This is a genomic window from Microbacterium sp. Leaf436 (assembly GCF_001424715.1).
GTDB lineage: Bacteria > Actinomycetota > Actinomycetes > Actinomycetales > Microbacteriaceae > Microbacterium.
The window spans coordinates 270,376-295,690 of sequence record NZ_LMRB01000001.1; the positions used below are offsets into that span (position 1 = coordinate 270,376).

At 70.9% G+C, this 25,315-nt stretch carries 24 protein-coding genes; 12 read left to right on the forward strand and 12 right to left on the reverse strand.

Translation table 11 applies throughout. The features are described from left to right. Positions 1-21: 21 nt before the first annotated feature. On the reverse strand, positions 22-327 hold the full coding sequence (locus ASG45_RS01205) for a chorismate mutase (RefSeq protein ID WP_055832214.1): 306 nt from the start codon (positions 325-327) through the stop codon (positions 22-24). A gap of 81 nt (positions 328-408) precedes the next feature. Here ASG45_RS01205 and ASG45_RS01210 point away from each other — a divergent pair, with 81 nt between their 5' ends. Continuing rightward, entirely contained in the window at positions 409-1,533 is a 1,125-nt protein-coding gene (locus tag ASG45_RS01210; protein WP_082516406.1) for an AI-2E family transporter, read from the forward strand. A gap of 149 nt (positions 1,534-1,682) precedes the next feature. On the opposite strand, the gene ASG45_RS01215 is transcribed toward ASG45_RS01210, so the two are convergent. Further along, positions 1,683-2,882, reverse strand: a complete 1,200-nt coding sequence (locus tag ASG45_RS01215; RefSeq protein ID WP_055832216.1) for a lactonase family protein — start codon at positions 2,880-2,882, stop codon at positions 1,683-1,685. Between the two features lies 1 nt (position 2,883). Then, positions 2,884-4,170 carry an adenylosuccinate synthase gene (locus ASG45_RS01220; protein WP_055832218.1) on the reverse strand — a complete coding sequence of 429 codons (1,287 nt, stop codon included), beginning with the start codon at positions 4,168-4,170 and terminating at the stop codon, positions 2,884-2,886. Between the two features lie 107 nt (positions 4,171-4,277). Between ASG45_RS01220 and ASG45_RS01225 the strand changes: the two genes are divergently transcribed. The 6 genes from ASG45_RS01225 (at position 4,278) to ASG45_RS01250 (ending at position 10,470) form a co-directional block, all read left to right on the forward strand. Beyond that, positions 4,278-4,970, forward strand: a complete 693-nt coding sequence (locus ASG45_RS01225) for a Pr6Pr family membrane protein (RefSeq protein WP_055832220.1) — start codon at positions 4,278-4,280, stop codon at positions 4,968-4,970. 56 nt (positions 4,971-5,026) lie between these two features. Further along, positions 5,027-5,683 (forward strand): peptidylprolyl isomerase, encoded by a 657-nt coding sequence (locus tag ASG45_RS01230; RefSeq protein ID WP_055832221.1) that lies wholly within the window; start codon positions 5,027-5,029, stop codon positions 5,681-5,683. Positions 5,684-5,753: 70 nt separating this feature from the next. Next, on the forward strand, positions 5,754-7,196 hold the full coding sequence (gene argG, locus ASG45_RS01235) for an argininosuccinate synthase (protein WP_055832223.1): 1,443 nt from the start codon (positions 5,754-5,756) through the stop codon (positions 7,194-7,196). A gap of 123 nt (positions 7,197-7,319) precedes the next feature. Continuing rightward, complete coding sequence (locus tag ASG45_RS01240) at positions 7,320-7,925, forward strand: TetR/AcrR family transcriptional regulator (protein WP_055832225.1); 606 nt, start codon at positions 7,320-7,322, stop codon at positions 7,923-7,925. Further along, on the forward strand, positions 7,922-8,536 hold the full coding sequence (locus tag ASG45_RS01245) for a hypothetical protein (RefSeq protein WP_055832227.1): 615 nt from the start codon (positions 7,922-7,924) through the stop codon (positions 8,534-8,536). The genes ASG45_RS01240 and ASG45_RS01245 overlap by 4 nt, the downstream gene beginning before the upstream one ends. Then, a complete protein-coding gene (locus ASG45_RS01250) occupies positions 8,533-10,470 on the forward strand; it encodes a YhgE/Pip domain-containing protein (protein WP_055832229.1) in 1,938 nt (645 codons plus the stop codon). The genes ASG45_RS01245 and ASG45_RS01250 overlap by 4 nt, the downstream gene beginning before the upstream one ends. Positions 10,471-10,537: 67 nt before the next feature. Here the strand turns inward: ASG45_RS01250 and ASG45_RS01255 are convergent, their stop codons facing one another. Both ASG45_RS01255 and ASG45_RS01260 read right to left on the reverse strand, forming a co-directional pair. Continuing rightward, on the reverse strand, positions 10,538-11,998 hold the full coding sequence (locus tag ASG45_RS01255) for a sensor histidine kinase (protein ID WP_055832231.1): 1,461 nt from the start codon (positions 11,996-11,998) through the stop codon (positions 10,538-10,540). Then, positions 11,995-12,729, reverse strand: coding sequence for a response regulator transcription factor (locus tag ASG45_RS01260; RefSeq protein ID WP_055832233.1), 735 nt, complete (start codon positions 12,727-12,729; stop codon positions 11,995-11,997). The genes ASG45_RS01255 and ASG45_RS01260 overlap by 4 nt, the downstream gene beginning before the upstream one ends. A gap of 121 nt (positions 12,730-12,850) precedes the next feature. Here ASG45_RS01260 and ASG45_RS01265 point away from each other — a divergent pair, with 121 nt between their 5' ends. The 3 genes from ASG45_RS01265 (at position 12,851) to ASG45_RS01275 (ending at position 15,793) form a co-directional block, all read left to right on the forward strand. Next, positions 12,851-14,323: an ABC transporter permease gene (locus ASG45_RS01265; protein ID WP_055832235.1), complete on the forward strand. Its 1,473-nt coding sequence runs from the start codon at positions 12,851-12,853 to the stop codon at positions 14,321-14,323. Positions 14,324-14,351: 28 nt separating this feature from the next. Continuing rightward, on the forward strand, positions 14,352-15,059 hold the full coding sequence (locus ASG45_RS01270) for an ABC transporter ATP-binding protein (protein ID WP_055832236.1): 708 nt from the start codon (positions 14,352-14,354) through the stop codon (positions 15,057-15,059). 191 nt (positions 15,060-15,250) lie between these two features. Then, positions 15,251-15,793 (forward strand): SRPBCC family protein, encoded by a 543-nt coding sequence (locus ASG45_RS01275; RefSeq protein WP_055832238.1) that lies wholly within the window; start codon positions 15,251-15,253, stop codon positions 15,791-15,793. 2 nt (positions 15,794-15,795) lie between these two features. Here ASG45_RS01275 and mnhG read toward each other — a convergent pair whose 3' ends face one another. The 7 genes from mnhG to ASG45_RS01310 form a co-directional block, all read right to left on the reverse strand. Further along, entirely contained in the window at positions 15,796-16,176 is a 381-nt protein-coding gene (gene mnhG / locus ASG45_RS01280; protein WP_055832240.1) for a monovalent cation/H(+) antiporter subunit G, read from the reverse strand. Beyond that, positions 16,173-16,439, reverse strand: coding sequence for a monovalent cation/H+ antiporter complex subunit F (locus tag ASG45_RS01285; protein WP_055832242.1), 267 nt, complete (start codon positions 16,437-16,439; stop codon positions 16,173-16,175). Before ASG45_RS01285 ends, mnhG begins: the two co-directional genes overlap by 4 nt. After that, positions 16,436-17,050, reverse strand: a complete 615-nt coding sequence (locus ASG45_RS01290; protein WP_055832244.1) for a Na+/H+ antiporter subunit E — start codon at positions 17,048-17,050, stop codon at positions 16,436-16,438. The genes ASG45_RS01285 and ASG45_RS01290 overlap by 4 nt, the downstream gene beginning before the upstream one ends. Next, on the reverse strand, positions 17,047-18,603 hold the full coding sequence (locus tag ASG45_RS01295) for a Na+/H+ antiporter subunit D (RefSeq protein WP_055832246.1): 1,557 nt from the start codon (positions 18,601-18,603) through the stop codon (positions 17,047-17,049). The genes ASG45_RS01290 and ASG45_RS01295 overlap by 4 nt, the downstream gene beginning before the upstream one ends. Beyond that, complete coding sequence (locus ASG45_RS01300; protein ID WP_055832253.1) at positions 18,600-19,175, reverse strand: Na(+)/H(+) antiporter subunit C; 576 nt, start codon at positions 19,173-19,175, stop codon at positions 18,600-18,602. The genes ASG45_RS01295 and ASG45_RS01300 overlap by 4 nt, the downstream gene beginning before the upstream one ends. Next, positions 19,172-22,099, reverse strand: coding sequence for a Na+/H+ antiporter subunit A (locus ASG45_RS01305; RefSeq protein ID WP_055832257.1), 2,928 nt, complete (start codon positions 22,097-22,099; stop codon positions 19,172-19,174). Before ASG45_RS01305 ends, ASG45_RS01300 begins: the two co-directional genes overlap by 4 nt. Positions 22,100-22,197: 98 nt before the next feature. Next, positions 22,198-23,247 carry a LacI family DNA-binding transcriptional regulator gene (locus tag ASG45_RS01310; protein WP_055832259.1) on the reverse strand — a complete coding sequence of 350 codons (1,050 nt, stop codon included), beginning with the start codon at positions 23,245-23,247 and terminating at the stop codon, positions 22,198-22,200. Between the two features lie 77 nt (positions 23,248-23,324). On the opposite strand from ASG45_RS01310, the gene ASG45_RS01315 reads away from it, so the two are divergent. After that, positions 23,325-24,560 carry an MFS transporter gene (locus ASG45_RS01315; protein WP_055832261.1) on the forward strand — a complete coding sequence of 412 codons (1,236 nt, stop codon included), beginning with the start codon at positions 23,325-23,327 and terminating at the stop codon, positions 24,558-24,560. A 32-nt stretch (positions 24,561-24,592) separates the two neighbouring features. Next, positions 24,593-25,288, forward strand: a complete 696-nt coding sequence (gene nucS, locus ASG45_RS01320; RefSeq protein ID WP_055832263.1) for an endonuclease NucS — start codon at positions 24,593-24,595, stop codon at positions 25,286-25,288. Positions 25,289-25,315 lie beyond the last annotated feature (27 nt).

Consider the following 25,315-nt stretch of genomic DNA (forward strand, 5'->3'; position numbering starts at 1 on the left):
TCGCGCCGAGGCGACTGCCGCTCAGTCGGTCCCGGGGTGCGCGGCGGCGGACCGGTGGTGACGGATGACCTCGGCGACGACGAAGTTGAACCACTTCTCGGCGAACGCGGGGTCGAGGTCGGCGTCTTCCGCCAACCGCATGAGCCGGGCGATCTGCTGCTCTTCGCGCGAGGGATCGGACGCCGGCATGCCGTGCTGGGCCTTGAGCACACCCACCTGCTTGGTGCAGCGGAATCGCTCGGCGAGCAGGAAGATCAGCGCGGCGTCGATGTTGTCGATGCTGCCCCGCAGGCCCTGCAGGATCGTGGTGGGGTCGGCGTCGGTCATATGTCCTCCCAGATCGCTCCGAGGATACCGCGCGCGAGGGTCGACGTAACGCGCTCCCCGTAGACCCTTACAGTGTTGAGCATGAGCCGATCGACGCGCCCCGACCCCACCTCCGAGGGCGCCGAGGCGGGGACCCCCACCTCCCGCGACAAGCCGGTCTGGTCCGCGGTCTCGCGCCCCTACGCCGCCGGCTTCTTCCTCACCCTCGGCGGTCTCACCGCGCTCCTGCTGGGTGCTGCGCTCTCGAACATCTCCACGGTGCTCATCTACATCGCGATCGCCCTCTTCGTGGCCCTCGCCCTCGACCCCCTCGTGCGCATGCTGGTGCGCCGCGGCCTGTCGCGCGCGTGGTCGATCGTCATCGTGTTCGGCGGCCTCGCCGTCATCCTCGCCGGTGCCCTGTGGCTGCTGATCCCGCCCGTCGTCCGTCAGGTCGAGCAGTTCGTCCGCGACATCCCGAACTTCGTCAACGACCTCATCGACAGCGACGCCGTGCACTGGGTCGAGTCGAACTTCGGCGACAGCCTGGGCGACGTGCTCAAAGAGGTGCAGGGCTTCGCCACCAACCCCACGAACATCGCGGCGATCGGCGGCGGTCTTCTGCAGGTCGGCATCACCATCGGCACGTTCGTCTCGGGAGCGATCATCGTGCTGGTGCTGAGCCTGTACTTCCTCGCGTCCCTGCCCAAGATGAAGAACAGCCTCGTGCGTCTGACGCCCGCGCGCAGCCGCGCGACGGTCTCGGACATGACGGGTCAGATCACCGACTCGGTCGGCGGGTACCTCGCGGGCATGGTCGTGCTGGCGCTGTGCAACGCCGTCTTCGCGTTCATCGTGCTGACGATCCTGCAGCAGCCCTTCGCCGCGCTGCTGGCGGCCCTCGCCTTCGGGATCACGCTCATCCCGCTCGTCGGCTCGGTGCTCTTCTGGGCGACCGCCACGGTCTTCACGCTCATCGTCAGCCCGAGCGCCGGCCTCATCTTCGCAATCGTGTATCTCGTCTACATGCAGGTCGAGGCATATCTCCTCACCCCCCGCGTGATGAACCGCACGATCTCGGTTCCCGGCTCGCTCGTGGTGATCGGCGCGCTGGTCGGCGGCACCCTGCTGGGGCTCCTCGGTGCGCTGGTCGCGATCCCGGTCACGGCCTCGGTGCTGCTCATCATCAAGCAGATCGTCATCCCGCGTCAGGATGCCAAGAAGTAGGCACCGACGTGTGCCGCCGCCGGGGCGTGCCTCGGTGCTCGCGAGCGTGCGCATGACGGGCGTCCGGGGAGAGCGGCATCCCGAGCCGGTCCGTCGCTGACGCAGCTGAGCGGGCGGGGCCCGCGCGCGGGCCGGACCGCTGGGGCGGCTCAGCGCAACGGCAGCAGCCGGGTCGGCGAGGGCGACGGGGTGCGGTGACGGACGCGGCCCGGGATGCCGGTGCGCACATCGAGCGGGAGCGAGACGATCTCGTCGGCGAGCTGCCCGGCGACCAGCAGCGTGTCGGCGACCACGACGTGATGGCGCGGCCAGTGCGTGCCGGTGTCGGCGAGCGCGAGGAGCTGCAGCTGCTCGCCGGCGCCGCGCACCGACAGCACCCCCACGGTGTCACTGCCGCGCACCCCGGCGTACACCGTCGCCCCGTCACGGCTCGCGCACAGCTCGGCGGCCGTGTCGGTGTCGAGGGTGCCGATCAGGGGCTGCCCCGACACGATGCTCCACCGCCCCGAGGCGTCGGCGGCCAGCACGAAGACCTCTCGGCTGAGCTCCGTCACGACGTAGAGGTGTCCGGAGGGGTGCCACAGCCCGTGCCGGGGGCCGCTGCCCTGGGGCAGAACGACCTCTTGCACGGGACGTAGGCCCGCCGGGCCCGAGCGCCAGAAGCGCACCAGGTCGAGGCCCATGTCGGTCGTCGCGACCAGGCCGCCCGGAAGGAAGATGGCCTGGTGCGCGCGCGACACGCGCTCACCCGCGGCGGCTTCTTCGGACTCGGCATCGGTCACGGGCGCGTCGTCGTACGCGGGCACGAAGTGCGCGTACTGCTCACCCACGGCCTCGCGCAGCGCCCGGGCGGCCGCAGCCAGATCGGGCACCGCCGCACCCGAGACGCGTGCGCCGGTCGAGATCGTCTCGCCCGTCGGACCGGCGCCGTAGGGATCCGACGCGTCGGCGGCGATCACGGGGCGCGACGGGCGCCCCTCGGCATCGAGGTCGATCCTCACGACCCGGCCGTCGCCCCAGCAGCTGGCGACCAGGTGCGAGGCGTCGGGGGCGACCGCCACGTGGCAGACCGCCGCACCCGCGTCGATCGGCCTGCCGAGCGGCGTCAGCCGCGTCTCGGCGCTGCGGCGGTAGGCCTGCACGGTGCCGTCGGACTCCAGCGCGGCATAGAGCACGTCGAGCGTGGGGTGGGCGGCGACCCACGAGGGCGAACCGGGCGCGGCGACGGCCGTTCCGACCATGCCGAGAGGGCCCGAGGCCGCCGGCGAGTCGGCCTCGCCGGCCTGGAGCAGGCCGATGCCCTCGGCCGCTCCGCTGTCGGCGGCGTAGGCCCCGACCCAGAACCGCACGTCAGTCGACCAGGGGGTGCCGCACGATCACCTGGTCGCGCGCCGGGCCGACGCCGATGACCGAGATGCGGGTGCCGCTCATCTTCTCGAGGGCGAGCACGTACTCCTGCGCGGTCTGCGGCAGATCGTCGAACGTACGGGCCGTCGAGATGTCCTCGCTCCAGCCGGGGTAGGTCTCGTAGATCGGCTTCGCGTGGTGGAAATCGGTCTGATTGACCGGCAGGTCGTCGTAGCGCACACCGTCGACGTCGTACGCGACGCAGACGGGGATCTCGTCGAGACCGCCCAGGATGTCGAGCTTGGTCAGCACCAGGTCGGTGATGCCGTTGATGCGCGTGGCGTAGCGGGTGATGGGCGCGTCGTACCAGCCGACGCGGCGGGGGCGACCCGTCGTCGTACCGAACTCGAATCCGCGCGAGCGCAGCCAGTCGCCGCTCTCGTCGAACAGCTCGGTGGGGAAGGGCCCCGAACCGACGCGCGTCGTGTAGGCCTTGACGATGCCGACGATGCGGTCGAGGCGGTTCGGCCCCACGCCCGATCCGGTGGAGGCACCTCCCGCGGTCGCAGACGACGAGGTGACGAAGGGGTAGGTGCCGTGGTCGACGTCGAGCATGGTGGCCTGGCCGCCCTCGAAGACGACGACGTCACCGGCATCCAGTGCCTCGTTCAGCAGCAGCGAGGTGTCGGCGACCATGGGGCGCACGCGCTCGGCGTACGAGAGCAGGTCGTCGACGATCTCGTCGACGGTGATCGAGCGACGGTTGAAGACCTTCACCAACAGGTGGTTCTTCTGGTCGAGGGCGCCCTCGACCTTCTGGCGCAGGATGTTCTCGTCGAAGAGGTCTTGCACGCGGATGCCGACGCGGTTGATCTTGTCGGCGTAGGCGGGGCCGATGCCGCGACCGGTCGTGCCGATCATGCGCTTTCCGAGGAAGCGCTCGGTGACCTTGTCGAGCGTGCGGTGGTACTGCGTGATGAGGTGCGCGTTGGCGCTGATCTTCAGTCGGCTCGTGTCGAGGCCACGGGCGTTCAGCGCCTCGAGCTCGGCGAAGAGCACCTCGAGGTCGACGACGACGCCGTTGCCGATCACCGCGTTCACCCCGGGAGACAGGATGCCGCTGGGCAGCAGGTGCAGTGCGTACTTCTCGTCGCCGATGACGACGGTGTGGCCGGCGTTGTTTCCGCCGTTGAACTTCACCACCCAGTCGGTGCGCTCACCGAGCAGATCGGTGGCCTTGCCCTTGCCCTCGTCGCCCCATTGGACTCCGACGATCACAATTCCGGGCATGTGCGCTCCTCGCGTCTGATTCCGGCGGTCACCCCATCCTATCGAGCGGGTCCGACACCGCCCTCGCAAGCCCCCTCGACCGACGGGGCCGCCGCTAGCCTGGGGCGATGCACCGATCGCGCGGGTGGGCCACCGGATGGAACCTCGCACGGATCGCCGTGGCCGTGCTCATCGTCGTCGCCGTCGTCGCGCAATTCGTCTCGACGCTCGGCGAGGCCGTCGCCCGGGGCCGCGACACCACGACCGTGATCGCGAACTTCTTCAGCTTCTTCACGATCCTCTCCAACGTCTCGGCCGCGATCGTGCTCGTGCTGCTGGGCGTGCGCTTCCTCGTGCGCGGTCGCCGTCTCGAGGTCGATCCGCCCGCGCTCGCGACGGTGCTGGCGTGGGTGTCGACCTACATGATTGTCACGGGCATCGTCTACAACCTGCTGTTGCGTGGCCTCCCCCTGCAGCCCGAGACGGTGGGCTGGTCCAACGAGATCCTGCACGTGTGGGGGCCGCTCTTCCTGCTCCTCGACGTGTGCCTCGGGCCGAACCGGCGCCGTCTCCGCTGGACCGCCGCCCTGGGCGCCGCCGTCTTCCCGATCGCCTGGATCGTCTACACGCTCCTGCGGGCGCCGCTGGTGACGAACCCGACCACCGGCGCCCCGTTCTGGTATCCGTACCCCTTCCTCGACCCCAGCACCGGCGGGTGGGGCAGCGTCGCGGGGTACATCGTGGTCATCGCCGTCGCCATCGTCGCTCTCGCCGTCGGCGTCGTGGCGATCGGTCGGGCGCGCGGCATCCGCCCGAACTAGACCGACGCGTTCTCGCCGGGCGGGCCGCGCCGACGACCTACCCTGGGAGCGTGCGTATGCGATCGATGTCCGCGGCCCTGGCCGCTGCCGCCCTGCTCCTGCTCGCCGGTTGCTCCGGAGGCGCGTCCGACGGGGCCGCTCCGTCGGCGGGCGCCTCCGCCGGGGAATGCTCCTATGCCGCCTCGGGTCAGCCGGCGGTCGACGTCACGCCGCCCGCCGCGGGCACCGACCGCCCGACGGGGCAGGTCGACGTCGTCCTGTCGACCTCCGCCGGCGACATCCCCATCGCCCTCGACGGCGAGAGCGCCCCGTGCACCGTCGAGAGCTTCGTCTCGCTCGCGCAGCAGCAGTACTTCTCCAATACCGAGTGCCACCGCCTCACGACGTCGGGCATCTTCGTGCTGCAGTGCGGCGATCCCACGGGCACCGGCCGCGGCGGCCCCGGATACCGCTTCGCCGACGAGCTCGACGGCAGCGAGACCTACCCCGCGGGCACCGTCGCCATGGCCAACGCGGGCCCCGGCACCAACGGCTCGCAGTTCTTCCTCGTCTACGAGGACACGCAGCTCGCGCCCGATTACACGGTCTTCGGCACCATGTCGCCCGAGGGACTCGACGTGGTGAAGTCCATCGCCGCCGCGGGTACGGCCGGCGGCGCCGCCGACGGCGCTCCCGCCACCCCCGTCACGATCTCCGACGTCACGGTCGGCTGACCCGCGCCGCCCGCGCGCCGCGGCGCCCACGAATCGGGGTGTGCGGGCGGGGCGCAATAGAATCGACGGCATGTCCAAGGTCTTGCAGTCCCTTCCCGTCGGCGAGCGCGTCGGCATCGCCTTCTCGGGTGGTCTCGACACCTCGGTGGCCGTCGCGTGGATGCGCGACAAGGGCGCCGTCCCCTGCACGTACACCGGCGATCTCGGCCAGTACGACGAAGACGACATCGCGTCGATCCCGGGTCGCGCCACGCAGTACGGCGCCGAGGTCTCGCGCCTGGTCGACTGCAAGACGGCGCTCGTCGAAGAGGGCTTCGTCGCCCTCGCCTGCGGCGCATTCCACATCCGCTCGGGCGGGCGCACGTACTTCAACACCACGCCGCTGGGCCGCGCCGTCACCGGCACCCTGCTCGTGCGCGCGATGAAAGAAGACGGCGTCGACATCTGGGGCGACGGCTCCACCTACAAGGGCAACGACATCGAGCGGTTCTACCGCTACGGCCTGCTCGCCAACCCCTCGCTGCGCATCTACAAGCCGTGGCTCGACGCCGACTTCGTCACCGAGCTCGGTGGGCGCAAAGAGATGAGCGAGTGGCTCGTCGCCCACGACTTCCCCTACCGCGACAGCGTCGAGAAGGCGTACTCGACCGACGCCAACATCTGGGGCGCCACGCACGAGGCCAAGACCCTCGAGCACCTCGACGTCTCGCTCGAGATCGTCGAGCCGATCATGGGCGTGCGGTTCTGGGACCCCGCGGTCGAGATCGAGACCGAAGACGTCACGGTCGAGTTCGCGGCCGGTCGCCCCGTCGCCATCAACGGCACGCGCTTCGACGACCCGGTCGAGCTCGTCCGCGAGGCCAACACCATCGGCGGCCGCCACGGCCTCGGCATGAGCGACCAGATCGAGAACCGCATCATCGAGGCCAAGTCGCGCGGCATCTACGAGGCACCGGGCATGGCGCTGCTGTTCCTCACGTACGAGCGCCTGGTCAACAGCATCCTGAACGAGGACACCCTCGCGACCTACCACGAGCAGGGTCGCCGCCTGGGCCGCCTGATGTACGAGGGCCGGTGGCTCGAGCCGCAGTCGCTCATGCTGCGCGAGTCGATCCAGAAGTGGGTCGGTTCGACCATCACCGGTTCGGTCACGGTACGCCTGCGCCGCGGCGAGGACTACACGATCCTCGACACGGTGGCCTCGGGCATGTCGTACTCGCCCGAGAAGCTGTCGATGGAGCGCGTCGGCGACGCGGCCTTCGGCCCGGTCGACCGCATCGGCCAGCTCACCATGCGCAACCTCGACATCGCCGACTCGCGCGCCCGCCTCGAGCAGTACGCGAGCATGGGCCTGCTCGGCGGTCCGACCGGCGAGCTCGTCGGCGACGTCGCCGCGGGCGGCGCGAACGAGATCATCGAGTCGGCCTCTCCCCTCGACGCCGCCGGCGAGCGCCTCGCCGAGGCGACGGATGCCGCGGGCGAAGCCGCCGCGTTCGACTCCGGCACCGACTGACCGCACGTCCTCCCGAGAGCCCGCGGCGTTCGACGTCGCGGGCTCTCGTGTATTCGGGGGGGCGGGGTGCCGCCGCCAATAAGTTGCACACGACCGTGCACTTTCGGCGTACACTGAGGCACCGTGACCACTTCCACCCGCCGCGACGCCGTCGAGAACCGCGCCGGTATCGTCGACGCCGCCACCGCGGTCATCGGCCACGACCCTCGCGCGTCGATCGACACGATCGCGCGGCGCGCCGGTCTCTCGCGGCGCGCCCTGTACGGACACTTCGACGACCGCAACGCCATCGTGCGCGAGGTCATCGCCGCGGGTGCCGCCCGCTTCAACGCCATCGCCGATCGTGTCGACGACGCCGATTCCCGCGTCGCGCTCGCCCGTCTGGCATCCGAGCTGTGGGCCGAGGCCGCGCACGTGCAGGCCGCCGCAGCCCTCGCGCTCGACGACGCGCACCTGCCCGAGACCTCGGCCGCCCTCGCGCCGCTCCGCCGCCGCATCGACGCGATCGTGCGTCGCGGCCAGGAGTCGGGCGAGCTGCGCACCGACCTTCCCGCGCCCACGCTCTCGCGCCTGCTCGAAGAGACCGGGCGCACCGTGGTCGCCCGCGTCGACGCTGGATCGAGCACCGCCCGGTCCATCGCCGTGCGCGCCGTGCTCGGCATCGCGGGACTCTCGTGGACAGAAGCACGCGACCTGGTGGCGCAGTACCCCGAACTGGAGGCGCAGTGAGAATCGTCCTGAACGCGGTCGCGAAGGGTCGCGCCGAGCGCGCGCTGCCCGCGACGTCGACCGCCTACGAGACCGGGCGCGCGACCCTGGTCGTCGCCGAGACCGAGCAGCGTCCCACGGTGCTGGGCCTCGTGGCATCCGGCCGCATGAACATCGACAGCGGTTCGGTACTGGTCGACGGGCACGCCGATGCCAGGACCCTGCGCCGTCGCGTCGCCCTGGTCGATGCGCCGGTCGTCTCGGAACCCGAACCGAACGTCACGGTCACCGGCGTCGTCGCCGAGGAACTGATGTTCGCCGGCCGCGCGCCGACGCCGTTCGCGGCCGCGCGCTGGCTGGAGGGCATCGGGCTCGACGAGATCGCCGGGCTGCCGATCGGCAACGTGGAGCCGGCCGCCCGCATCCGCCTGCTGCTGGAACTCGCCGCGCTGCGCAAGGACGTCGAGGCGCTGGTGCTCGTCGCCCCCGACCGCCACGGCGGCGAGCCCTCGGCCTGGTGGGCCATCGCCCGTGAGTTCGCCGAGCGCGGCTACGCGGTGCTCGTGATCGCGGGACAGGCCTCTCGCACGGCCATCGACGCGATCGAGAACGCAGGAGAACAGGTCCGATGAAGATCCCGCAGATGATCGCGGCGGAGTTGCGCCGACTGACCTCCACCCGCATGTCGGTGATCGCTCTGGTGGCGCTGCTCGCCGTGCCCATCCTCTACGGCGGCCTGTACCTCTGGGCGAACCAGGACCCCTACGGCAACCTGTCCAGCGTCCCCGTCGCGCTCGTCGTCGACGATGAGGGCGCCGACGTCAACGGACAGCAACGCAACCTCGGCGACGAGGCGGCCGATCAACTGCTCGACAGCGACACGTTCGAGTGGCACCGGGTCAGCTCCGACGCCGCCGACGCCGGGCTGCAGGCGGGCGACTTCGACTTCATCGTGACGCTTCCGGCCGACTTCACCGAGGCGGTCGCGTCGCTGTCGAGCGCGACCCCGCGCCAGGCCGACATCGAGCTGCGCACCAACGACGCCAACAACTACCTCGCCTCGACCATCGGCACGCAGGCCGTGGCCCGCATCCAGGCGTCGGTGGCGAAGAAGGTCGTCGACGAGGCGGGGCTCACGCTGCTCGACGCCCTGCACACGGTTCGGGTCAGTCTCGTGGATGCCACGACCGGGGCGACGCAGGTCGTCGACGGTCTGAACTCGGCGAAGGCGGGCTCGTCGCAGCTCGTTTCGGGCTCGTCGCAGCTCGCGGACGGCTCGTCGCAGCTCGCCGACGGCACCGCTCAGCTTTCGAGCGGAGCGAGCCGGCTGCGCGACGGAACCGCCCAGCTGCGCGACGGGGCCGCGCAGGTGGCCGACGGTGCGCAGCAGGTCGCCGGGGGTGTCGATCGCATCGACGCCGCCGCGCGCGAGGTCGGCTCGGTCGCCTCCGACGCCGCCGCCCGCCTGCCCGAGGCGCGCGCCGACATCGCGAAGGCCCTCGCCGACGCCGGTCTCGACCAGGCCCGCATCGACGAGATCCTGTCGCGACTCGACCCCGTGGGTCAGCGGCTCACCGAGGCCAACGGTCGCGTCCAGAACACCGTCAACCAGATCGACCAGCTCGACGATGGCGCCCGACAGGTCGCCTCGGGCAGTGCGTCCGTGGCCTCGGGCGCGGCGACCGCGGCCGACGGAGCCTCGGCCCTGGCCGACGGCGCGGGCTCGGCGGCATCCGGAGCCGCCTCGCTGCGCGACGGTTCCGCGCAGGTGCGCGACGGCGCGAGCCAGCTCGACGCCGGCCTCGCCCAGCTCGCGACCGGCGCGACGCAGCTGCGCGACGGGCTGGCCTCGGGGGTGCAGCAGATCCCCGACAACGATCAGACGACGCGGCAGGCGCAGGCCTCGGCCATCTCCGACCCGGTCGCCGTGGGCACCAGCGCGGTCACGAAGGCGCAGAACTACGGCGCGGGCCTCGCCCCGTTCTTCGCCGCCCTGGCCGGCTGGATCGGCATCTACGCGCTGTTCCTCATCGTCAAGCCCGTGTCCAAGCGCGCGGTGACGGCGCTGCGCTCCCCCGTGCGCGTGACCCTCGCCGGGTGGCTGACACCGGCGGGCCTCGGCGCCCTGCAGATGGTCGGGTTGTTCACGGTGCTCGCCGTCGCGCTGCAGTTCTCGTTCGCCAACCCGTGGGCGGCCCTCGGCATCCTGATCTTCGCCTCGGCAACGTACGCGGCCATCGTGCTGGCGCTGAACGTGTGGCTCGGATCGGTGGGACAGTTCCTCGGCCTCGTGCTGATGGTGCTGCAGCTCGTGACGGCCGGCGGCACGTTCCCCTGGCAGACCCTCCCCGCTCCTCTCGCGGCGCTGCACCACGTGCTGCCCATGGGGTACGTCGTGGATGCCATGCGGCAGGTCATGTACGGAGGAGACGTCGGCCGCGTCGGCTACGACCTGCTCGTGCTCGGCGCGTGGATGGTCGGCGGGGTGCTGCTCGCCGCGATCGGCGTGACGCGCATGACGCATCACCGCACGCTGCGGGATCTGCAGCCGAGCCTGATCGGCTGACGCGCGATGGCGTGAAGTGCCAGAATTCGTCGCGGGGAACAGCCCGACGGCGACGAATTCTGGCGACTCACGCCGCAGGCAGCCGCACCTCGAACACCGTCCGGCCCGGCACGCTCTCGACCGCGATCGAGCCCCCTTGCGCCGCCGTGATCGCCTGGGCGATCGACAATCCCAAGCCGGTGCTGCCGGCGTCGCGGTTGCGCGAGTCGTCGCCGCGGGCGAAGCGCTCGAACAGCCGCTCCGCGATGCCGGGGTCGATCCCCGGGCCGGTGTCGGCGACGCGCAAGACGGCCTCGCCGCCCGCGCGTGCGAGTGACAGCGTCACCACCGTTCCGGCCGGCGTGTGCGTCTGGGCGTTGCGCAGCAGGTTCGCGACGACCTGGCGCAGGCGGTTCTCGTCGCCGGGCACCGATATGAGGTCGTCGGTGACGTCGAGACGCCACTCGTGCGTGGCGTCCGCCGCCTGCGCGTCGCTCACGGCGTCGACGGCGAGAAGGGTCAGTTCCACCTCTTCGCGGCGCAGCGGCTGGCCGGCGTCCAGACGCGCCAGCAGCAACAGGTCGTCGACGAGGGATGCCATGCGCTCGGCCTCCGACTCGATCCGGTCGAATGAGCGGGCCTGCGTCGGGGTCATCGGACCGGCTTCGCCCAGCGACAGCTGCGCGTAGCCACGGATGCTCGACAGCGGCGTGCGCAGTTCGTGACTGGCATCCGCGATGAACCGCCGCAGCTGCTCCTCGCTGTGCTGGCGCGCGGACAAAGACGACTGCACGTGCCCCAGCAGATCGTTGAGCGAGGAGCCCACCCGGCCCACCTCGGTATCGGCGTCGGTGTCGGCCGCGGCGACCCGGTCGGGGATGTCGACGCTCCCCGCGTCGAGCGACAGCGTCGACACGCGCTGGGCGACGTCGGCCACCCGGTCGAGCGGCCGCAGGCTCCTCCGCACGAAGAGCGACAGGGTGAGCACCGCGATGAGCAGGGTGACCGCCGAGACCGCGATGAGGATCCCCGTCAGCGCCGACGTGGTCGCCGTCACGTCGGCCTCCGAGTTGCCGGCGATGACCGTGGTGCCGTCGTTCTCGGCCGCCGCGATGCGGAAGGCGCCGAGGTCTCCGCCCAGATCCACGGTCGTCGGTGTGCGGTCGGTCGCGACCGAAGAGCGCAGCTGGGCGACCTGATCGTCGCTCACCGTGACCTCGGTGCCGTCGGCGCGCGTGTACTCCGAGGTCTGCACCGAGCCGTCGCCGGCGATCACCACCAGCAGGGTGCCGACCCGCGGCGCGGGGCTCGCGGCATCCATTCCCGGGGGCCGGTCGGCATCGCCCCGCCCGTCGAAGCCGCCCCGTCCGGCGGCGAACGACAGTCCCTCGCGCACCTGATCGTCGAGGCGGTCGAACGCGAAGGAGCGCAGCGACAGGATCGTCGCGACGCTCATCACGACGAAGGCGAGGGCCACGAGCACACTCGTCCCCGCCACGAGCGTGCGCCGCAGCGTCCAGCGACGCCGGGTCGATCGCCTCTGCGTCATGGCGTCTTGATCGTGTAGCCGACCCCGCGGACCGTGTGGATGAGGGGCTCGCCGAGGGTGTCGATCTTCTTCCGCAGGTACGAGATGTAAATCTCCACCACGCTGCCGTTGCCGCCGAAGTCGTAGCTCCACACCTGGTCGAGGATCTGCGCCTTGCTCAGCACCCGCCGCGGATTCTGCATGAGGTAGCGCAGCAGTTCGAACTCCCTCGCGGTGAGCTTGATCGGGATGCCACCGCGCTCGACCTCGTAGGACTCCTCGTCGAGCGACAGGTCGCCCACGCGCAGCCGCGGGTCGGCGTCTGCGACGGCGGCGACGTGGCGCCGGGCCATCCCGCGCAGACGCACGATGACCTCCTCGAGGTTGAAGGGCTTCGTGACGTAGTCGTCGGCCCCGGCCGAGATCCCCGCGATGCGGTCCTCCACCGCGTCCTTCGCGGTGAGGAACAGAACCGGGGCGTCGTTGCCGGCCGCGCGCAGGCGCGACAGCAGTTCCCTGCCGTCGACGCCCGGCATCATGATGTCGAGCACGAGCAGATCGGGCGAGAACTCGCGGATGACACCCCACGCCTCCTGTCCGTTCGCGGCCGTGCGCACGTCCCAGCCCTCGTTCTGCAGCGCCATGCGCAGCAGCTCGCTGAGGTTCGCTTCGTCGTCGACGACGACGGCACGGATGGGAGAGCCGTCGGGGCGGGCCAGGGGTGCGGGGCGGGAGGTCACGAGAGCCAGCATGCAGCCTCACGGGCCCCGGAGTCACGCGACATACCCGCTTCATAGCAACGGTGAGGGAAGGGTGAGGGCGTCGTTCCTACCTTCGGGAACACGGCCGCACCCCGCGTCCGAGAGGAGAGACATGTACGGCACCTACCTGCGGCGCGAACTCGCCGGCCGCACCAAACAGACCGTGATCGTCGCGGTCGGACTCGCGATCGCCATCGCGCTCGTCATCATCGTCAACGCGCTCTCGGCGGGCGTGCGCGACGCGCAGTCGCAGGCCCTCTCGTCGGTGTACGGGGTCGGCACCGACCTCACCGTCACCGGGGCGCAGGCCCAGCCCGGCGAGGACGGGGGCGGGCCGCGGTTCGACTTCGGCGCCGACGCCGGCTCGACGCAGGACGGCACGACCACCCTCAGCCAGTCGCGCCTCATGACCGACAGGATGCGCGCGACCCTCGATGCCTCGACCGTCGCCACCGTCACCGGTCTCGACGGCGTGTCCGCCGCCACCGGGGCCCTGGCCCTGACGAACACGACGTTCTCGGGCCAGATGCCCGACCGCAGCGCCACCACCGACGCGGGCACGGGCACCGGAGGCGGCATGGGCGGCGGTGCGGGCCAGCCGCCGTCCGGCGGCCCCGGCGGCGACGGCGGCAGTGCGTTCGGCGTCGACTCGTTCAGTGTGCTGGGCGTCGACCCCGCCGCCACGGTCGGTCCGCTGTCGTCGGTGACGGTCACCGACGGCCGGGGTCTCACCGCTGCCGACGCCGGCACCGACGTCGCCGTGATCGACGCCACGTACGCGGCGAGCGCCGGGCTGGCCGTGGGCGGGACGATCGACGTGGGCGGAACGACGATGCAGATCGTCGGCGTCGTGGCCTCGGCGTCGTCCGATGCCGACACCGCAGCGAACGTGTACTTGCCGCTCGACGTCGCCCAGAGTCTCGCGGGCGTCGGCGACGTGGTCTCGACCGTCTACGTGCAGGCCGATTCCGCGGATGCCATCGACACGGTGCAGAGCGAGGTCTCGACCGCGCTGCCCGACGCCACCGTCAGCTCGCAGTCGGAGCTCGCCTCGACGGTCTCGGGCTCGCTGTCCAGCGCGTCATCGCTCATCTCGAACCTCGGCACCTGGCTGTCGATCGTGGTCCTGCTGGTGGCTCTGTCGCTCGCGGTGCTGTTCACGATCTCCGGCGTGGCACGCCGCACGCGGGAGTTCGGCACCCTCAAGGCCATCGGCTGGTCCAACGGCCGGATCGTCCGCCAGGTCGCCGGGGAATCGTTCGCGCAGGGCCTCATCGGCGGCGTCGCGGGTCTGATCCTCGGCCTCGGCGGCATCCTGCTGATCAACGTCATCTCGCCCACCGTCTCGGTGACGTCGAACGCCACCACGGGTGGCCCCGGCGGTCAGGGCGGTCCCGGCGGTGGGGGCGGCTTCGGCCAGGCCGCCGCGCAGGCCACCGACATCGTGCTCAGTGCGCCCGTGACCCCCGTGGTCGTGGTGGCGGCCGTCGGCATCGCCGTGCTGGGCGGCGTGCTCGCCGGCGCCTTCGGCGGGTGGCGTGCCGCACGCCTCAGCCCCGCCGCCGCCCTCCGCTCGGTCGCGTGACCAGAATCCCGTTTTCGAAGGAGACATCATGACCCTCACCGCCCCCACCGATACCCTGACCGCCTACCGCCTGCGGGGCGTCACCCGCACCTACCGCCGACGCGACACCACGGTGCAGGCATTGGCCGGCGTCGACCTCGACATCGCCGGGGGCGACTTCGTCACCATCCAGGGCCCCACCGGCGGCGGCAAGTCGACGCTGCTGCAGATGCTCGGCGCTCTCGATCGCCCCTCCGCCGGGTCGGTGACGCTCGGCGACCTCGACATCGCACGCGCCTCGAACTCCGACCTGAACCGCGTGCGCGCCGCCGAGATCGGCTTCGTGTTCCAGGGCTTCAACCTCATCCCCACGCTCACCGCCGCCGAGAACGTCGACATGGGCCTCGAGCCGCTCGGTCTCGACAACGACGAGCGGCGACGGCGCGTGACCGAAGCCCTGGAACGCGTGGGGCTCGCCGATCGCCGCGACCACCGCCCGGGCGAGCTGTCGGGCGGGCAGCAGCAGCGCGTCGCGATCGCGCGGGCGATCGCCAAGCAGCCCCGGGTGCTGCTGGCCGACGAGCCGACGGGCAACCTCGACGAGAGCATGCGCGACGAGATCCTCGAGGTACTCGAGGGACTGAACGCCGAGGGCCTGACGCTCGTGGTGGTGACCCACGACTCCGCCGTCGCACGCCGAGCCCACCGTCGCCTGCGTCTGGCGAAGGGCGTGGTGACCGACATCACGGCCGGCTGACTCGGCTTCGGTACACCGAGGCCGCTGAGCCCACCGGAGCGACCGGGCGTTCCTCGACGCCCGGTTGCTTCGCCGTCCCCGTGGACGGCTCCACGGCTCCCCCGCCCCGGGGCTCCCCCGCCCCCGTCAAGTCCCGAGGCCGCCGAGCCGCCCGCGCCGTAAAGTCGAGTCACGACGACCGAGGGGACACCATGGCCGCCCGCAACACACGCCTGATGCGCTGCACGCCCGACGACCTGTTCGCCGTGCTGTCCGACGGCTGGCTGTACCCCGTGTGGGTCGTCGGGGCGGCGCGCATGCGCGACGTCGACGAGCACTGGCCGCGCGAGGGCGCGCGCATCCACCACTCCCTCGGCATCTGGCCGGTCATGATGCACGACGAGACCGAGATCGTCGAGTGGTCTCCGCCGCACCGGCTGCGGCTGCGGCCGAAGGCCGGCATCCTGGGTCGCGGGGTGATCCGCATCGACGCCCGGCCGCACGCCGACGGCACCGCGGTCACGATCCTCGAGGAACCCGTCTCGGGCGCGGCGTCGCTGCTGCCCGCGGCCCTGTGGAAACCGATGCTCGTCCTGCGCAACCACGAGTGCCTGGACCGCCTGGCGTTCCTGGCCGAAGGCCGCCGCGAAGAGCGCGAGGCGCGCGAACTCGATCACCGCACCGAGACGCCCGACCCGCAGGACGGCACCCCGTCGCCGCAGGCACGCGAAGACGTGCGCGACGCCGGCGTCTGACCTCAGCTCTCGGGGCGCGACTGCGCGCCCGTCGCCCCGGGCTGCTCGGTGCTGTGGTGCAGTTCGTCGATGTACAGGTTCTTCTCGTCGGTCGTGCGGTTGCGGTACGCGGCGCGTCCGACCATGTGGGCGGCCAGAGGGGCGGTCGCGAACTGGATGAGCACGATCGGGATGCCGAAGGCGAGGGCCTCCCACGTGCGCAGCGACAGCGCGACCGCCGACACGATGAGCAGTACGCCGAGCACCTGCGGCTTGGTGGCCGCGTGCAGACGGGTAGGCACGTCGCGCCAGCGCAGCAGGCCGATCGTCGCGGTCAGGCACAGCACCGCGCCGATGAGCACGAGCACGAGCGCGACGGTGTCGAGAACGGAGTCGAGGGTCATCTCGGGTTCTCCTTGCGCGCGACGAAACGGGCGACCGCGATCGAGCCGAACACGCCGACCGCGGCGATGATGAGCATCGCGGGCAGCGACTGGGTGTGCTTGTTGATCACCATGTCGGCACCCAGGATGCAGAGCACCTCGGTGAGCAGCACGTCGGCGGCCACGGCGCGGTCGAGGATCGACGGGCCGATCACGAGGCGGATCAGCGCCAGCACCGCGGCGGCGGCGAAGACGGCGAGGATGACGACGACGAGCGGGTTCACAGCAGGGTTCTCCCGTCGCGCGGGGTCTCGGCTCCATGCCGGGCGTCGGCGTCGGACTCGGCGATCTTGGCCCGCAGCTCCTGCAGCTCTTCCTTCGAGCCGACGGCCCGCGTGATGCGGGCTTCCCAGCCGAGCACGACGCGGCGCTGATGCTCGGCATCCGCATCGCTTCGCACGCCGATGGTGTGCAGGAACAGGGTGCGGTTCTCGCGGTCGACGTCGACGATGAGCGAGCCGGGAATGAGGGATGCCGTGACGGCGGTGTGCGCCATGATCACGTCGTCGTCGACACGCAGAGGCACCGCGATGATCGCGGCCCCCGGCTGCCGCCGGAGATCGACGACCTGCCACGCCACGATGAGCGAGCCGCGGATGACCGCGCCGAGGAAGGTGACGACGAAGACGAGCCCGTACCAGAGGTTGATGCGGCCGGACAGCTCGACCGGGGGCAGGCGGAACACCCGCGTGACGAAGATGGCCGCCACCAGACCGGTGAGGAACGCCAGCCAGGTGAACTGGCCCCACAGCAGCATCCACAGGGCGACCAGCCACACCAGGAACGGCAGCTGGTGCAGGAACAGCCCCACCTGGGACCGGCGCGACGGGCTCATTGCTGACCCGCCTGTTCCCGCACCTGCACGAGACTCACGCCGTCGGTGATGGTGACGCCCGCCCGCAGGCACATGTCGAGCAGCGGGCCCGCGAACACCGTCAGCGCCAGGGTGACGGCCACCATGCCGACGGTCGCCGAGGTCATGATGCGCGGGATCGCGCGACGCTCGGTCGAGATCGTCGCGGCGGGGGCGTTGCCGAGGTAGGCGACGCGCTCCATCGTCTCGGGCGAATCCTCGTTCTCGCGCCAGAACGACAGATTCCACGCGCGCATCAGGGCGTAGAGCGTCAGGATCGACGTCGCGATCCCGCCCACGATCAGCACCATCATCACCGGCGTCCCCACCTGGGCCGCCGCGTCGAAGAGCGCGTACTTGCCGATGAAGCCCGAGAAGGGCGGCAGACCGCCGAGGTTGATGGCCGGGATGAAGTACAGCACCGCCAGGAGGGGCGCGGCCCGCATGAGGCCCTTCACCTTGAGGATCGAGGTGCTGCCCGCGCGGCGCTCGATGAGGCCCACCGCGAGGAACAGCGTGGTCTGCACGATGATGTGGTGGACGATGTAGTAGATCGTCGCCCCCACCGCCAGCGGCGTGTTGATGGCCAGACCGAAGATCATGTAGCCGATGTGGCTCACCAGCGTGAACGACAGGATGCGTTTGAGCTCGGCCTGCGCGACGGCGCCCAGGATGCCGACGATCATCGTCGACAGCGCCACCATCATCAGCAGGAAGTTGAGGTCGTTGTCGACGAACAGCTGCGTCTCGGTGCGGATGATCGCGTAGACGCCCACCTTGGTCAGAAGACCCGCGAACACCGCGGTCACCGGCGCCGGAGCCGTCGGGTACGAGTCGGGCAGCCAGAACGACAGGGGGAACACGGCCGCCTTGATGGCGAACGCGAGAAGCAGCATGAGATGCAGGATCGTCTGGGTGTCCTGCGGTAGCAGCGCCATGCGCTCGCTGATCTGCACCATGTTGACCGTGCCGAGCGCGCCGTAGACCATCGCGATCGCGGCGAGGAAGAGGATCGACGACACCAGCGAGACGACGATGTAGACGACCCCCGTGCGGATGCGCGACTCGGTACCGCCGAGGGTGATGAGCACGTACGAGGCGACGAGCAGGATCTCGAAGCCGACGTAGAGGTTGAACAGGTCGCCCGCGATGAAGGCGTTGAAGATACCCGCGCCGAGGATGAGGTAGGCCGGGTAGAAGATCGAGACCGGGGTGTCCTCGTCGTTGTCGGCGGCTCCCTGGCCGATCGAGAACAGCAGCACGGCGAGCAGCACGATGCTGGTGACCACCACCAGGAGCGCGGCGAGCACGTCGACGTACAGCACGATGCCGAACGGGATGTCCCACGCGGCGATGGCCACGGCGAGGGGGCCGTTCGTGTCCACCTCGACGAGCAGCACGGCGCCGAGCACGAGCACGGCCGTGAGAGATGCCACCGACACGACGATCTGCGTCTTCTTGCGACGACCGAACACGAGGTTGATCGCGGCGCCGATGAGCGGGATGCCGACGAGCAGGGGAACGAGGGCGCTCACGGGCGATCACCATCCTGGGGGTCGCGGGAGTCGGGGGTGGGAGCGTCGTCGCGCTGCACGGCGACGCGGTCGACCGGTGCGTCGTCGACGAGCTGCGACAGGTCGCCCTGGTGCAGCACCCGGATGGGCGAGGCCACGTCGCCCACGAAGTCGGTGGTGACGTCGTCGTCGTCGGAACGCGACTCTTCGTCCATGGCGTCTTCGGGCTCGGTCGCCGTGCGCGTACGAAGAGCCACGTCGTCGGCGTCGTCGATGACCGTGTCGGCCTGACCCAGCTGCCAGGACCGGTAGATCAACGCGAGCAGGAACGCCGAGATGCCGAACGTGATGACGATGGCCGTCAGCGTCAGGGCCTGCGGCAGCGCGTCGGACATGTCGGCGGGGTCGGTCTGCCCGTCGTAGAACGGCGCTCTGCCCGGAGCGCCCATGACGATGAGCAGCAGCAGATTGGCGGCGTTGCCCAGCAGCAGGAAGCCGATGAGCACGCGGGTCAGGCTGCGCTCGAGCATCGCGTACACGCCGCACGCGAAGAGCACGGCCATCACGATGACGAGGACGAGAGAGATGGTCACGGGCCCACCACCTCCGCGTCTTCGGGATGCAGCGACTGCCTGTCGACTTCGGCGCCGAGGCTGCGCAGCACGTCGAGCACCAGGCCGATGACGACGAGGTAGACGCCCACGTCGAAGATCGTGCTGGTGACGAACTCCCAGTGACCGATGAGCGGCAACTCGCCCTCGAACGTGAAGCTCTGCAGAGGCGCGAAACCGAAGGCCATCGGCACCAGCGCGCACAGCACGGCGATCGCCATGCCCGCGCCCAGCAGCCGGCCGGCGTCGGTGGGGGCGGCGGCGCCGAGCTCCCATCGCCCCCCGGCGATGTAGCGCATGACCAGGCCCATGCCGGCGACCAGACCGCCGGCGAAGCCGCCGCCGGGGAGGTTGTGCCCGGCGAACAGCAGGTACAGCGACACGATCATGATCGAGTGGAAGAGCACCCGGATGATGATCTCGAGCAGGATCGACCGGTTCTCGGGCTGCACCTTCGACCCCGAGATGAGCCAGGCCCGCGGAGCATCGGTCTCGCCCACGCGCTGGGCCCGCACTCCGCTGTCGGTCTCGACGAGCGGGCGACGGCGACCGAGACCCGTGCGACTGCGGGCCGTGCCCGAGCGCCGCGACAGGTTGTCGCTGCGGTCGGTGATGAAGACGAGCGATGCCACGCCCGTGGCCGCGAGCACGAGCACCGAGAGCTCGCCCATGGTGTCCCACCCGCGCAGGTCGACCAGCGCGACGTTGACGACGTTGCGGCCGTGACCGATCTCGTACGCCAGGGCCGGCCACTCGAGCGAGATGGGAAGGTCTTGCCGGGCGCCGGTCGCGACGACGGCGACCAGGGCCATGGTGAGACCCACGCCGGCGCCGAGCACGGCGCGCGCAAGGGGGGCGACCGATTCGTTCTGCTCGCCCATGCGGGCCGGCAGACGCCGCAGCACGAGCGCGAACACGACCAGGGTCACCGTCTCGATGAGCACCTGCGTGAGGGCGAGGTCGGGGGCGCCGCTGGTGGCGAAGAGCACGACCATGCCGAGGCCGGTGACCGACACGAGCGCGACGCCGGTGTAGCGCTTGCGCGCCCGCACGGCGAGGATGCCCGCGGCGATCATGATCGGCGCCGAGATCAGCTGCGCCGGCGACTGCCACGCGTCGAGCTGCGCGCGCCACTCGCTCGAGGCGAGCAACGCGGTGCCCTCGGCCACCACGAGAACGACGAAGATCGTGCCCACGTAGAACGGCAGCGAGCCGCGCTGGAAGCGCGCGGTGACCCACTCCGACGTGTGGTCGATGCCGCGCAGGGTGGCGTTGTAGACGTCGTTCGCCGTGAACGGCAGCACGCGGCGGCGCTTGTGCAGCTGCGTCTTGCGCACGACCCAGAACACCCCGGCGCCGAGCGCGAGCGTGCCCAGCGAGATGAACAGCGCCGGCTCCAGACCGTGCCAGAGCGCGAGGTGGTACGGGTACTCGGGCGCGGGAACGCCGGCCGTCGCCTCGGGCAGCTCGTCGGCGTAGGGCGCGAGCCAGTGGTCGACGATCGGCGCCAGGAAACCGAGCGCGAGCGAGGCCGCCGACAGCAGCACCGGGGCCGAGAGGAAGCCGATGGGCGGGTCGGGCCACTCGGTCTTCTCGACGTCGCGCTTGGTCCAGTACGCACCCCAGAGGAACCGGATGCCGTACGCCGCCGTCAGAGCGGAACCCAGCACGATGCCGATCAGGGCGACGAGACCCCATCCGGCGCCGCCCTCGGCCTCGTGCAGCAGGGCGGTGAGAGCAGTCTCTTTCGCGACGAAGCCCAACGTGGGGATGACGCCGGCCATCGACGCGATCGCGATGAACGAGGCCGTGGCCATGACCGGGGCCTGGCGTCCGACACCCGAGAGCTCGCCGATGTCACGCGTGGAGAGCTGACGGTCGATGACGCCGACCACGAGGAACAGGCACGACTTGAACAGAGCGTGGCTGAGCAGCAGAGCGACGCCCGCGAGGGCGGCATCGCGCGTTCCATAGCCCAGCATGACGGTGAGGAAGCCGAGCTGGCTGACCGTACCGAAGGCCAGGATGCGCTTCAGGTCGCGTTCGCGCAGCGCCTGGAAACCGCCCAGCAGCATGGTGAAGACACCGAGGGTGATCAGCGTCGGGCGCCAGAACGGGGTGTCGGCGAAGCCGGGGGCGAGCCGCGCGATGAGGTAGATGCCGGCCTTCACCATGGCGGCGGCGTGGAGGTAGGCGCTCACCGGGGTGGGAGCGGCCATGGCGCCGGGCAGCCAGAAGTGGAAGGGGAAGATGGCCGATTTGCTCAGCGCGCCCACGAGCAGCAGCAGCACGGCGATGTCGACGACCGTCCCCACGGGGGGATCGGCGAGGATCGCCGACAGGCTCGAGGTGCCCGCCTGCACCACCAGCAGCACCACGCCGATCAGCATGACCAAGCCGCCGAGGGTCGTCACGAGCAGGGCCTGAAGGGCGGCACGGCGACTCGCCGCACGACCGTGGTAGTAGCCGATGAGCAGGTACGACAGCACGCTCGTGGCTTCCCACAGCATGACGAGCACGACGATGTCGTCGGTGAGCACGAGGCCGTACATCGCGCCGGCGAAGGCCAGCAGCACGGCCGAGAACTGCCCGACGCCCTGCGTCTTGCCGCGGAAGTACCAGCGGCAGTAGAGCATGACGAGCGCGCCGACGCCCGTGACGACGAGGGTCAGCAGCCAGCCCAGCACGTCCATGCGCATCGAGAGCGAGACGCCCAGCGCGGGAATCCACTGGTATTCCTCGAACGGAATGTCTCCGCCGAAGACCGACGCGGCCTGCACGATGGCGAAGGCGAAGGCGAGTGCCGGAAGCACCGCCGCGACGTAGAACGCCCGAGCTCCGATGCGCGAGACGAGCCACGGGAGCAGGAGCGGGAGAGCCGCGAAGGCGCCGAGGAATATCAGCATGGTCGGGCCTCCTCGGGTGTCGACGGGCGGAGTGCCCGGGCTCTCGGGGTGTCGTGACTATTCTATGCGGAGCATGAGACTCGCCGCTGCCCGCGACCTCATGTGGTACGCGGCGGCGCGGTCGTCGTGCCCTCGCGGAACGTGCACGACAACCGCAGACCCGAGGGCACGGCATCCTCGAGCATCGCGGCGACGGCCTCGCCGGCCGCGCGGCCCTTGGCGGTGGCCGGCTGCACCAGCGTCGTGAGCACGTGCGGTGCCAGGCCGTCGACGACGACGCCGTCGAACCCCGTCACGCTGACGTCGTCGGGAACCCGGAGGCCCGCCTCTTCGGCGGCGCGGATGACCCCGGCCGCCAGCAGGTCGCTCTGCGCGATCACCGCGGTGGGGCGGTTCGCGGGGTCGGCGAAGAGCGTGCGTCCGGCGATCGCGCCCTCGTCGATCGAGCTGGTGGCCGCGGCCAGCGCGGGCGCGTCGGGGAACACGCGACGGGCCCCGGCCAGTCGATCGGCGGTGACGTCGACGCGCACGACCTCGTCGGACGCGATCCAGCCCCGCCGCCGCGACGTGTCGATCGGCAGGGTGACGAGAACGACGTCGCGGTGCCCGAGGCCGGCCAGGTGTTCGGCGGCGGCGGACTGCGCCTCGGTGTTGTCGAGCAGCACGCGCGGGATCCCCTCGCCGGCGTCGCCCTCGACGACGACGACCGGGATGCCGCGTCCGCGGACGATCTCGAGCGAGTCGCGCATGCGGGGGCTGCACCCGATCAGCACGGCGGCGTCGATGGGCGCGGTGTGGAGCGACGGCTCACTCACCGTCTCACCGTCGTCGCGCAGCAGCAGCAACGCCGCACCCAGGCGCGAGACCCCGTCGGCGAGGCCGTCCATCATGTGCGTGGTCACCGGGTCGAGGAAGGCGGTTCCGAGGTGCTGGTCGAAGACGACGCCGACGATGCCCGACCGTCCGCGCCGCAGAGAGGCCGCGCGCGGGTCGGGCCCGGTGTAGCCGAGACTCTGAGCCGCGGCGAGCACGCGTGCCCGGGTGGCCTCCGAGGTGGGGGTCTTGCCGCTGAAGACCACCGAGGCGGTCGACGGCGAGACGCCCGCCTCGCGGGCGACGTCGCTGATGGTGGCGCGTCGGGTGCTCACGGGCCGATCGTAACCCGCGACACGCGCGCTTCCGAATCGATTCGATCGACGTCGAATCGATTCGGTACAGTGGCGCCATGCATTCCACGCTGACCCGGTCCCAACTCGTGCGTTGGCACGTCGCGATCTGCGCCATCTTCCTCGCGAGCGGACTCAGCATCTCGACCTGGGCCTCGCGCGTGCCGGCGATCCGCGAGTCGCTCGGCATCGAGAACTCCGGCGTCGGTCTCCTGCTGCTCGGCATGGGTGTGGCATCCATCATCGGACTCTCCATCGCCCCCGCCGTCATGGCCCGCATCGGCGCCCGCACGGGAATGCTCGTCGCGCTGGTGCTCGTGGGCGTGGGCCTGGCCATCATCGGCTTCGGCACCGACTCCCTGCAGCTCTTCGCCGTCGCGCTCGTGGGCCTCGCCCTGTTCGGGTTCGGCAACGGCGCCGTCGACGTGATGATGAACGTCGAGGGCGCCGCCCTCGAGAAGGCCACGGGCCGCACGATCATGCCCCTGCTGCACGCGTTCTTCAGCTTCGGGACGGTGATCGGCGCCGCCCTCGGCTTCGTCGCCGTGCGCTTCGACATCCCGGTCGTCGCGCACTGCGTGGCCATGGGCGTGGTCATCGTCGTGGTGGCGTTCGTCTCGGTCGCCAACGTTCCCCGCGCCGAGGTCGCGATGGACGCTCCCGTCGCCGAGGAGCGCGCTCACTGGCGCGAGCGCCTCGCGGTCTCGCTGCAGGCCTGGCGCGAGCCGCGCACGTACACGCTCGGCGTCATCATGCTGGGCATGGCGTTCGCCGAGGGCAGCGCGAACGACTGGCTCCCCTCGGCCGTCGTCTACGGTCACGGAGCACCCGAAGAGGCCGGCCCCGCCGTGCTCGCGGTCTTCTCGGTCGCGATGACCGTCGGACGCATCGCCGGCGGACCGGTGGTCGATCGTCTCGGTCGCGTGCTGGTGCTGCGGGTGCTGGCGGCCACCGCGGCCGCGGGCCTGCTGCTGTTCATCCTCGCGCCGTTCGGCCCGTGGGTGTTCGTGGGCGCGGCACTGTGGGGTCTCGGTGCCTCCCTCGGCTTCCCGATCGGCATGTCGGCCGCCGCCGACGACCCCGCCAAGGCCGCCTCGCGCGTGGCCGCCGCGGCGACCATCGGGTACGTCGCGTTCCTCTGCGGTCCCCCGATCCTCGGATGGATCGGCGACCACATCGGGCTGCTCAACACGCTGCTCATCGTGGTCGGCCTGATCGTGGCATCCGGCCTCTTCTCGGGCGCAGCCAAGCCGCTCGTCGTCGAGAGCGCCGAGGCCGAGAAGGCCCGTCGCTGACACCCGGCGGCGAGCGCGATTAGGCTCGACGGGTGCGTCTCGTCATCGCCCGTTGCTCCGTCGATTACACCGGCCGACTCAACGCGCATCTCCCCCTCGCCACCCGCCTGCTCGTGCACAAGGGCGACGGCAGCCTGCTCGTGCACTCCGACGGCGGCTCGTACAAGCCGCTCAACTGGATGAGCCCGCCGTGCAGTCTCACGCTCGAACAGCCCGATGAGGCCGACGTCGAAGACGGCGTGATCGAGCGGTGGCGCGTCACCCACGCCAAGACGGGCGACGCGCTGCTGGTGCGCATCCACGAGGTCGTCCACGATTCCTCGCACGAGCTCGGCGTCGACCCCGGCCTCATCAAGGACGGCGTCGAAGCCGACCTGCAACGTCTGCTGGCCGAGCAGGTCTCGGTCGTCGGCGAGGGCCTGCGACTCGTGCGTCGCGAGTACCCCACGGCGATCGGTCCGGTCGACCTGCTGCTGCGCGACGACGCCGGCGGCACCGTCGCGATCGAGGTCAAGCGCCGCGGCGACATCGACGGTGTCGAACAGCTCACGCGCTATCTCGAGCTGCTCAACCGCGACCCCCTGCTCGCTCCGGTCACCGGCATCTTCGCGGCCCAGGAGATCAAGCCCCAGGCCCGCGTGCTCGCCACCGACCGCGGCATCCGCTGCCTCACCCTCGACTACGACGAGATGAAGGGCGTGCAGTCGGGGGCGCCGCGGCTGTTCTGACGCACTCCACGCGTGGGGAGCGAGCCG

Coding starts and splice junctions, on each gene's coding strand:
- ASG45_RS01205 (WP_055832214.1), bottom strand. CDS start 327: ATGACCGACGCCGACCCCACCACGATCCTGCAGGGCCTGCGGGGCAGC.
- ASG45_RS01210 (WP_082516406.1), top strand. CDS start 409: ATGAGCCGATCGACGCGCCCCGACCCCACCTCCGAGGGCGCCGAGGCG.
- ASG45_RS01220 (WP_055832218.1), bottom strand. CDS start 4,170: ATGCCCGGAATTGTGATCGTCGGAGTCCAATGGGGCGACGAGGGCAAG.
- ASG45_RS01225 (WP_055832220.1), top strand. CDS start 4,278: ATGCACCGATCGCGCGGGTGGGCCACCGGATGGAACCTCGCACGGATC.
- ASG45_RS01230 (WP_055832221.1), top strand. CDS start 5,027: ATGCGATCGATGTCCGCGGCCCTGGCCGCTGCCGCCCTGCTCCTGCTC.
- argG (WP_055832223.1), top strand. CDS start 5,754: ATGTCCAAGGTCTTGCAGTCCCTTCCCGTCGGCGAGCGCGTCGGCATC.
- ASG45_RS01250 (WP_055832229.1), top strand. CDS start 8,533: ATGAAGATCCCGCAGATGATCGCGGCGGAGTTGCGCCGACTGACCTCC.
- ASG45_RS01255 (WP_055832231.1), bottom strand. CDS start 11,998: ATGACGCAGAGGCGATCGACCCGGCGTCGCTGGACGCTGCGGCGCACG.
- ASG45_RS01260 (WP_055832233.1), bottom strand. CDS start 12,729: ATGCTGGCTCTCGTGACCTCCCGCCCCGCACCCCTGGCCCGCCCCGAC.
- ASG45_RS01265 (WP_055832235.1), top strand. CDS start 12,851: ATGTACGGCACCTACCTGCGGCGCGAACTCGCCGGCCGCACCAAACAG.
- ASG45_RS01270 (WP_055832236.1), top strand. CDS start 14,352: ATGACCCTCACCGCCCCCACCGATACCCTGACCGCCTACCGCCTGCGG.
- ASG45_RS01275 (WP_055832238.1), top strand. CDS start 15,251: ATGGCCGCCCGCAACACACGCCTGATGCGCTGCACGCCCGACGACCTG.
- mnhG (WP_055832240.1), bottom strand. CDS start 16,176: ATGACCCTCGACTCCGTTCTCGACACCGTCGCGCTCGTGCTCGTGCTC.
- ASG45_RS01290 (WP_055832244.1), bottom strand. CDS start 17,050: ATGAGCCCGTCGCGCCGGTCCCAGGTGGGGCTGTTCCTGCACCAGCTG.
- ASG45_RS01305 (WP_055832257.1), bottom strand. CDS start 22,099: ATGCTGATATTCCTCGGCGCCTTCGCGGCTCTCCCGCTCCTGCTCCCG.
- ASG45_RS01315 (WP_055832261.1), top strand. CDS start 23,325: ATGCATTCCACGCTGACCCGGTCCCAACTCGTGCGTTGGCACGTCGCG.